The 8,957-nt window shown below is 69.2% G+C and carries 7 protein-coding genes and 1 tRNA gene; 5 read left to right on the forward strand and 3 right to left on the reverse strand.

Annotated elements, in window-relative coordinates; genetic code table 11:
- Window positions 1–37 precede the first annotated feature (37 nt).
- From ASL10_RS14460 to ASL10_RS14480, 5 genes are all read left to right on the forward strand, one after another.
- Entirely contained in the window at window positions 38–1,372 is a 1,335-nt protein-coding gene (locus ASL10_RS14460) for an acyltransferase (RefSeq protein WP_056049521.1), read from the forward strand.
- A 284-nt stretch (window positions 1,373–1,656) separates the two neighbouring features.
- Window positions 1,657–1,920, forward strand: coding sequence for a phosphoribosylformylglycinamidine synthase subunit PurS (gene purS / locus ASL10_RS14465; protein WP_043597439.1), 264 nt, complete (start codon window positions 1,657–1,659; stop codon window positions 1,918–1,920).
- Window positions 1,920–2,615: a phosphoribosylformylglycinamidine synthase subunit PurQ gene (purQ, locus tag ASL10_RS14470; protein WP_056049524.1), complete on the forward strand. Its 696-nt coding sequence runs from the start codon at window positions 1,920–1,922 to the stop codon at window positions 2,613–2,615. The genes purS and purQ overlap by 1 nt, the downstream gene beginning before the upstream one ends.
- A 35-nt stretch (window positions 2,616–2,650) precedes the next feature.
- A complete protein-coding gene (gene purL, locus ASL10_RS14475; RefSeq protein ID WP_055978197.1) occupies window positions 2,651–4,966 on the forward strand; it encodes a phosphoribosylformylglycinamidine synthase subunit PurL in 2,316 nt (771 codons plus the stop codon).
- A gap of 107 nt (window positions 4,967–5,073) precedes the next feature.
- Complete coding sequence (locus ASL10_RS14480) at window positions 5,074–6,180, forward strand: acyltransferase (protein ID WP_056049527.1); 1,107 nt, start codon at window positions 5,074–5,076, stop codon at window positions 6,178–6,180.
- 151 nt (window positions 6,181–6,331) lie between these two features.
- Here the strand turns inward: ASL10_RS14480 and ASL10_RS14485 are convergent.
- The 3 genes from ASL10_RS14485 to gltX form a co-directional block, all read right to left on the reverse strand.
- Window positions 6,332–6,403, reverse strand: a tRNA-Gln gene (locus tag ASL10_RS14485).
- 54 nt (window positions 6,404–6,457) lie between these two features.
- Window positions 6,458–7,393 carry an NAD(P)/FAD-dependent oxidoreductase gene (locus ASL10_RS14490; RefSeq protein WP_056049530.1) on the reverse strand — a complete coding sequence of 312 codons (936 nt, stop codon included), beginning with the start codon at window positions 7,391–7,393 and terminating at the stop codon, window positions 6,458–6,460.
- Window positions 7,390–8,880, reverse strand: coding sequence for a glutamate--tRNA ligase (gene gltX, locus ASL10_RS14495; RefSeq protein WP_056049532.1), 1,491 nt, complete (start codon window positions 8,878–8,880; stop codon window positions 7,390–7,392). The genes ASL10_RS14490 and gltX overlap by 4 nt, the downstream gene beginning before the upstream one ends.
- Window positions 8,881–8,957 lie beyond the last annotated feature (77 nt).

Below are 8,957 nucleotides of genomic sequence, written 5' to 3' on the forward strand. Positions count from 1 at the left end.
CACACCCGAGCGGCCCCGGGTCGCTACCGTCGTCGACATGAGCACCGCCGCCACGACACCGCCGTCCGTCGTCGTCCCCCCGGGCCGCGACCTCGTGGTGGATCTCGCCCGCGTCTTCTGCGTCCTGCTGGTCGTCGCGATCCACGTGATGATGGTCGCTGTCGCCGTCGACGCGACGGGCGCCGTCGTGGCGAACCGTCCCCTGCAAGAGCAGTCCTGGTTCCCGCTCTCGACGTGGGCCGGGCAGATCATGCCGCTCTTCTTCGTGGTGGGCGGGTTCGCCAGCGCCACGGCCTGGGCCGGGGCACGGCGTCGCGGCGCCGACGCCGGCGACTTCGTCCGCGGTCGCCTCCTGCGCCTCGCCCGCCCCGCGAGCGCGGTCTTCGTCGTCCTCGCGATCGCCCTCGCCGTCGCGACCCTGCTCGGCGTCGATCCCGAACTGCTCGACGTCGTGGCGACCGGCGTGGGCTCGCCGTTCTGGTTCCTCGCCGCCTACGGCATCACGCAGCTGCTCGTGCCGGTGATGGCCCGCCTGCACGCGACCCGCCCGTGGGCGACGCTGTCCGTCCTGGTCGTCGCCGCGGTCCTGGTCGACGCGGTGCGGTACGGCACCGGCGTCACGGCCGTCGGGCTCCTCAACCTCGCCTTCGTGTGGCTCTTCGTGCAGCAGCTCGGCTTCGCCTACGCCGACGGGCTGTTCCGTCGGACCCCTCGGGCCGTGCTGCTCGTCGTCGCCGTCGTGGCGTACGCCTCGCTGGTCCCGCTGACGACGGCCGGGCCGTGGTCGGACGACATGCTGAGCAACCTCAACCCGCCGACGGTGCCGCTCATGGTGCTCGGGGTGGCGCAGATCTGCGTCCTGTCGCTCCTGCACCCCGTCCTGGCGCGTCTCATGTCCACGTCGGCGGCCCGCGCCGTCGTGTTCGCCGTCGGCAGCCGCGGCATGACCATCTACCTCTGGCACCTCCCGCTGTTGATCGCCGTGCTCGGGGTCCTCTTGGCCGTGGGCGGGCCGCTCCCCCAACCCTCGACCGCCACCTGGTGGTGGACGCGCCTCCCGATCTGGGCCCTCGTCATCGGGCTGACCTGCCTGGTCTCGCTGGCGACGGCCCGGTTCGAGCTGCCGCCGCGAGCGTTCGCCGAGGGGCGGCGCCGCGCCTCCTGGTGGTCGATCGGGGTGGCGGCGGTGCTCGCCATCGGGCCGCCGTTCGACGTGATGCACGAGGGCCTCGACCTGCGCAACGCGATCGCGGGCGCGATCTGCCTGCCCCTGGCCGTCTGGCTGCTCGGCCGGTCGCGCCCCGACGTCGACCCGGAGTCCGCCCCGCGGGCCGCCGCCGACAGACCCGCGGACGCAGCCCACACGGGGTAGACGCCCGGCCGACGGGGGGCTCGGCCGGGCGTCCGGCGGTCTCGGAGCGGATCAGGAACCCCGGGACCGGACGCGGAACAGAAGGCCCGATCACGAGGCCCGCGCTCTGTCCGCTGAGAACACTCTGCGGCGCGAACCAATGATCCGGCTGACAGGTGGCCCGCATTCCGCTGACCATCGCCGCGACGGTCGATGCGTCCACGACGACGGCACCACCAGGAGGCGCGCGCGGCTGCCGTAGACTCGTCGCGTCCACCCGTTGACGCCTCTGCAGGAGTAAACCAGTGCCCACAATCGTCGTCGAGGTCATGCCCAAGGCTGAACTGCTCGACCCCCAGGGCAAGGCCGTCGCCGGTGCCCTCTCCCGTCTCGGCAAAGGGGCGTTCACCGACGTCCGCATCGGCAAGCGCTTCGAGGTCACGGTCGAGGGCGAGGTGACCGACGCCGTCCTCGCGGACGTCCGCGAGCTCGCCGACGACATGTTCTCGAACTCGGTCATCGAGGACGTCGTCTCGATCACCGTCGCCGACGCTCCCGCCGCCCTCTGATGCGCGTCGGCGTCGTCACCTTCCCCGGCTCCCTCGACGACCGTGACGCGCAGCGCGCGGTCCGACTCGCGGGCGGCGAGCCCGTCGCCCTCTGGCACGGCGACCACGACCTGAAGGGTGTTGAGGCGATCATCCTGCCCGGCGGCTACAGCTACGGCGACTACCTGCGTGCCGGCGCGATCGCCTCCTTCTCGCCGATCATGGCCGACGTGGTCGACGCCGCGAACGCGGGCATGCCCGTCCTCGGCATCTGCAACGGCTTCCAGATGCTCGCCGAGGCCCGCCTGATCCCGGGGGCGCACACTCGCAACGCGCACCAGCAGTTCATCCGCCGCGACCAGCGTCTCGTCGTCGAGAACGCCCGCACCGACTGGACGAACGGCTTCACCGAGGGGCAAGAGATCACCATCCCCCTCAAGAACGCGGACGGGCGCTTCATCGCCGACGCCGAGACCATCAAGCGCATCGAGGGAGAGGGGCAGGTCGCCTTCCGCTACGTCGGTGTGAATCCGAACGGGTCGATGGACGACATCGCCGGCGTCACCAATGCGCGCGGCAACGTCGTCGGCCTCATGCCGCACCCCGAGCACGCCGTCGAAGAGGGCTTCGGCCCCGACACCCCCGCCGCGATGTCGAGCGGCGTCGACGGCCTGACCTTCTTCACGTCCGTTCTCGAGAGGGCCCTCGCCAAGTGACCGACCAGACCGACCGCGCCCCGCACGACGCCGAGATGATCGACGTCCGCCCCGAGGGCCACGTGCCCGACACCGTGGCGAACGCCGCGGCGACGCCCGATCGCGAGCAGCCCTACGGCGCCCTCGGCCTGAAGGCCGACGAGTACGCGAAGATCCGCGAGATCCTAGGGCGTCGCCCCACGAGCGGTGAGCTCGCCATGTACTCGGTCATGTGGAGCGAGCACTGCTCCTACAAGTCGAGCAAGATCTACCTCCGGCAGTTCGGCCAGAAGGTCTCGCCCGCCATGAAGAAGAACCTCATGGTCGGCATGGGCGAGAACGCCGGAGTGGTCGACGTGGGGGGCGGCTGGGCCGTCACCTTCAAGGTCGAATCGCACAACCACCCGAGCTACATCGAGCCGTTCCAGGGGGCGGCCACCGGCGTGGGCGGCATCGTCCGCGACATCATCTCGATGGGTGCCCGCCCCGTCGCGGTCATGGACCAGCTGCGCTTCGGCGACATCGACGCGGCGGACACGGCCCGCGTGGTCGACGGCGTCGTCGGTGGCATCAGCTTCTACGCCAACTGCCTCGGCCTGCCCAACATCGGCGGCGAGACCTACTTCGACGCCGTCTACCAGGGCAACCCCCTGGTCAACGCACTGGCCGTGGGCGTCCTGCGCCACGAAGACCTCCACCTGGCCAACGCCCGGGGCGTCGGCAACAAGGTGGTCCTGTTCGGTGCGCGCACCGGCGGTGACGGCATCGGTGGCGCCTCCATCCTCGCCTCCGACACGTTCTCGTCCGGCGGGCCCACCAAGCGTCCTGCCGTCCAGGTCGGCGACCCGTTCGCCGAGAAGGTGCTCATCGAGTGCTGCCTCGAGCTGTTCCGCGACGAACTGGTCGAGGGCATCCAAGACCTCGGGGCAGCCGGCATCAGCTGCGCCACGTCCGAGCTCGCCTCGAACGGCGACGGCGGAATGTTCATCGAACTCGACAACGTCCTGCTGCGCGACCCGTCGCTCACCGCCGAAGAGATCCTGATGAGCGAGAGCCAAGAACGCATGATGGCCGTCGTGCGTCCCGAGAAGCTCGACGCGTTCCTCGCGGTCGTGGCGAAATGGGACGTCGAGACGAGCGTGCTCGGCGAGGTCACCGACACCGGACGTCTCGTCATCAACTGGCACGGCGAAGAGATCGTCAACGTCGAGCCCCGCACGGTCGCCGTCGACGGCCCGGTGTACGAGCGTCCCGTCGCCTACCCCACGTGGATCGACGCCTTGCAGGCCGACAGCGCCTCGTCGCTGCCCCGCCCCACGGGCAACGCCGTCCTGCGCGAGCAGTTCCTCGAACTGCTCGGCTCGCCCAACCTGGCCGACAAGAGCTGGGTCACGAACCAGTACGACACCTACGTGCTGGGCAACACCGCGCTCAGCTTCCCCGACGACGGAGGCATGATCCGCGTCGACGAAGAGACCGGTCTCGGCTTCGCGATCGCGACCGACGCCAACGGGCGCTACTGCCAGCTCGATCCCAAGCAGGGGGCACGCCTGGCGCTGGCCGAGGCGTACCGCAACGTCGCCGTGACCGGTGCCGTGCCCGCCGCCGTGACCGACTGCCTGAACTTCGGCAGCCCGGAGGACCCCGAGGTCATGTGGCAGTTCTCGCAGGCCGTCGAGGGACTGGCCGACGGGTGCCTCGAACTCGAGATCCCGGTCACCGGCGGCAACGTGTCGTTCTACAACCAGACCGGCACGCGTCCGATCCACCCCACTCCCGTGGTGGGCGTCCTCGGCGTGATCGACGACGTCGCCAAGCGCATCCCGTCCGGCTGGCAGGACGAAGGCGACAACATCTACCTACTCGGCACCACGGCGCTCGAGCTCGACGGATCGGCCTGGGCCGGTGTGGTCCACGACCACCTCGGTGGACGCCCGCCGGCGGTCGACCTCGCGGCCGAGGCGCAGCTCGCGCAGCTCCTGCACGCCGGTGGCGACCAGTCGTTGATCGCGGCGGCCCACGACCTGAGCGACGGCGGCCTGGCACAGGCGCTGGCCGAGGCCGTGCTGCGCTTCGGAGTCGGTGCTCGCGTCTGGCTGGGTGAGATCATCGAGCGGGACGGCATCGACGTCGCGACCGCCCTCTTCAGCGAGTCGACCGGTCGCGTGATCGTCTCGGTGCCCCGCGAGGACGACGTCCGCTTCCGCGGCCTCTGCGAGGGCCGTGGCTACCCGGTGGCCCGCATCGGCGTGACCGACGGCGAGTCGGGGTCGCTCGAGGTACAGGACGTCTTCACGGTGTCCATCGACGAGCTGCGCAGCACCCACCGTGGCACGCTGCCGGCCCGCTTCGGAGCCACCATCGGCGACTAGTCACCATCCTGCGACGACTCGAAGGCCCTCACCACAGGTGAGGGCCTTCGAGGTCGTGGGAGGCAGAACCTCAAGGCTGCGCATCGTCTGCATGTAATATGTTTCATATGCAGAACCCGACCCCGTCCCCTGAGGCGTCCTTCCGCGATCGCGAACGCTTCTCGGGCATCCAGGGCCTCCGGTTCGTGGCAGCCCTCCTGGTGGTCGTCACCCACACCGTGTTCTACGCCCACGAACGACTCGACCCCTCGTTCCGCCCGTGGAGCTACGGATCGGTCGGGGTGGACGTCTTCTTCGCGATCAGTGGGTTCGTCATGATGCACACCGTCCGTCGCCTCGAGGGCACGCCGCGGGCCTGGGCCATCTTCGCGCGTCGCCGACTCGATCGCATCGTCCCGCTCTACTGGCTCGCGACGACCCTCAAGGTGCTCACCTTGGTACTCGTCCCTTCGGCCGTGCTGCACGCCACCCTCGAGCCGGCCAACACACTCGGGTCGTACTTCTTCATCCCGACCCGCAACGCCGAAGGCAACATCGAACCCGTCCTCGGCGTCGGCTGGACCCTCGTCTTCGAGTGTGCGTTCTACGCCCTCGTGGCCCTGTGCCTGGCCCTCAGACTCAGAGTCCTGCCCACCGTCGGAGCGGTGCTCGTCACCTGCTCGGCGCTATGGTGGGCCTTCGACGCCGCACGCCCGGCATGGGCGGTCTATTTCGACCCCATCGTCCTGTTCTTCCTCATCGGCATGGTGATCGCCGAGCTGACGCGTCCCGCCCGCCGTGGCTGGTTGTGGGCCGTGCTCGCGGTCTCCCTGGTGGCCCTGGCGGTCGTGCTCGCCACGTCCGTCGGAGACGGGGGCTTCGGGCGCAACGCACCAGCCCGATTCGCGGGCGTCACGGCTGTCGTGGCGGCGACGGTGCTGGCCGAAGGTCCCCTTCGCCGCGTGACGCCGACCTGGGTGCTCACCGGCGGTGCCGCGTCGTACGCGCTCTACCTGTTCCACCCCTTGGTGGCCCCGGCCGTGCCCGAGCTCTTCGCGCGCCTGGGTTGGATCGACGGCTGGCTGTCGGTCGCCGTGTCGGTTCCACTCCTGGTGGCCTTGTCGTTCGTCATCCACCGTCGCGTCGAGCGCCCCATCGCCAGGGTTCTCGCCCGACGAGGACGCGGCCCACGGCGCCCACTCGGCTCCGAGTCAGAAGAGCCCCAACCGGCCTAGCTGCTGGCGCCCGACCGCGCACCGACGACTCGCCCCCGAGGCGCGAAGCGGGGACGATCGCGTTCGGCGAAGCCGAACACGCCGCCGGAGGCGGCGAGACAGGCACGAACAGCAATTCCCCCGGGCCGCAAGGCCAGGGGGAATCAAATTGCTGGGGTACCTGGACTCGAACCAAGAACAACTGAACCAGAATCAGTCGTGTTGCCAATTACACCATACCCCAATGATGACAACCGTCAGGTCTACATCACTGTCGGCCCATCATCTGGACCGACGTCTACTGTACAGCATCTGCCAGGTGTTCGAGGCCACCGATGAGGTCCCGGTTGATCACGGCAGCGACGCGGGCGCCGTCGCCGGCGGCAACGATGAGTTGCTGGGGACCGGGTGCGGTGCTCTCGCCGGCGGCGTACAGCCCGGGAACCGACGTGCGACCATGGCCGTCCACGACGAGCAGTCCGTCGCCGTCCAGGTCGGCCCCCGTCGCCGAGACGTAGTCGAGCGCGGCCGACCACTCCGGGCGGACGAAACCACCGGCCCGAGGCACGACCGTGCCGTCCTCGAGCACGACCCCACGCATGCCGTCACGATCGCCGTCGATGCTCGTGACGCGACGACGGTCCACGGTGATCCCCCGGGCTGCCAACGCAGCCTCGTCCTCCGAGGTCACCACGTCCGAACCGTGCGTGAAGACGATGAGGTCATCGGTCCACTGCGAGAGCAACAGGGCGCGGTCGACGAGGTCGGGGTGCTCACCGATCAGGGCGAGTGGCTGGTCACGCTTGTCGTACCCGTCGCACTCGATGCAACTGTGGACGTACGTGCCGTAGAACGCTCGGAGTTGGGCGATCTCAGGCAGGGTCTCGCTCAGCCCCGTCGTCACCAGGACGATCCCTGCCAGCGCGGACGACTCCTGCCCACGGAACGCGCACGAGATCTCGAACCCGCCGTCGACCGGGACGACGTTCGTCGCCAGGGTCTGCCGGTGTTCGGCCCCCTCGTACCCCAGGAACTCGTCGCGTCCGAGCTTGCGGAGCTCGAGCGGCGAGATGCCGTCGCGGGTGAGGTACCCGTGCGAGAGCAGCGTGGCGGAGTTCCGCGGCCGGTTGCTGTCGATCAGCACGACGCGTCGGCGGGCGCGGACGAGGTTGAGCGCAGCGCTCAACCCTGCGGGGCCGCCCCCGATGACAGCGACGTCGTAGCGCTCGATCATGAGCGGTCGGCGAGAGCCGCGAGTCGGGCAAGGGTCGACTCGCGGCCGAGGATCTCCATCGACTCGAACAACGGCGGACTCACGCGACGCCCGGACAGCGCCACCCGCAACGGGCCGTAGGCCACGCGGGGCTTGAGGCCGAGTCCGTCGACGAGCGCCTCCTTGAGGACCGCCTGGATCGACTCGTGCGTCCAGTCAGCCAGGCCCTCGAGGGCAGCCGAGGAGGCGCGCAGCACCTCGGTGGACCGCTCGCCCAGTGAGGCCAGCGCGTCGTCCTCGTGGACCAGGTCTTCGTCGGCGACGAACAAGAAGCCGAGCATGCCACGAGCCTCGGACAGGAGGGTCATGCGTTCTTGGACGAGGGGCGCCGCCTGCACGAGCACGGCACGCTCGGCCTCCGTCGGCGGAACGCTGACGACCCCGTCGAGGTAGGGCAGCAGTCGCTCGGTGAAGTCCCCGACGGACAGCAGTCGGATGTGGTCGCCGTTGATCGACTCGGCCTTCTTCACGTCGAATCGCGCGGGGTTCGGGTTCACGTCGACGACGTCGAACGCCGCGACCATCTCGTCGATCGAGAACACGTCCCGATCGTGAGTCAAGGACCACCCCAGGAGCGCCAGGTAGTTGACGAGGCCCTCGGGGATGAAGCCGCGGTCTCGGTGATGGAACAGGTTGGACTCGGGATCGCGCTTCGAGAGCTTCTTGTTGCCGTCGCCCATGACATAGGGCAGATGGCCGAACCGAGGGACGAACGTGGTGATGCCGAGCTCGACCAGCGCCTCGTAGAGGGCGATCTGGCGGGGAGTGGACGAGAGGAGGTCCTCACCGCGCAGGACGTGGGTGATGCCCATCAGAGCATCGTCCAGCGGGTTCACGAAAGTGTAGAGAGGCACACCGTTCGGTCGGACGACGACGAAGTCGCTGAACGATCCCGCCGGGAACGTGATCGCACCGCGGACGAGGTCGTCGAAGCTGAGGTCGCGGTCGGGCACTCGCAACCGGAGTGCCGGCTGACGCCCCTCGGCTCGGAACGCCGCACGTTGTGCGTCGCTCAGCTCACGCTCGAAGTTGTCGTAACCCTGCTTGGGGTCTCGACCGTTGGCGATGTTGCGAGCCTCGATCTCCTCACCCGTGGCGAAACTCTCGTAGAGAAGCCCCCGCTCGAGCAGCTGATCGATGACCCCGCGATAGATGTCGTGGCGCTGAGACTGACGGTAGGGGCCATGAGGCCCACCCGCGTCCACGCCCTCGTCCCAATCGATCTTGAGCCAGCGCAGGCCGTCGAGGATCTGCTCGTAGCTCTCTTCGCTGTCTCGGGCCGCATCGGTGTCTTCGATGCGGAAAACGAGCTTGCCACCCGTGTGTCGGGCGTAGGCCCAGTTGAAGAGGGCGGTGCGGATGAGGCCGACATGCGGCGTTCCGGTGGGCGAGGGGCAGAACCGCACGCGCACGTCGGTGCCGGTGGCGGTGGAGAAGGGAGCTGACATCGCTGACGATCTTACCGGGGTTGGTGGGTGGGTCAGCGTTAAACGCAGAAAGGCCCCTTCCGAGGAAGGGGCCTTTC

This window comes from Frigoribacterium sp. Leaf8 (assembly GCF_001421165.1).
Taxonomy (GTDB): Bacteria; Actinomycetota; Actinomycetes; order Actinomycetales; family Microbacteriaceae; genus Frigoribacterium.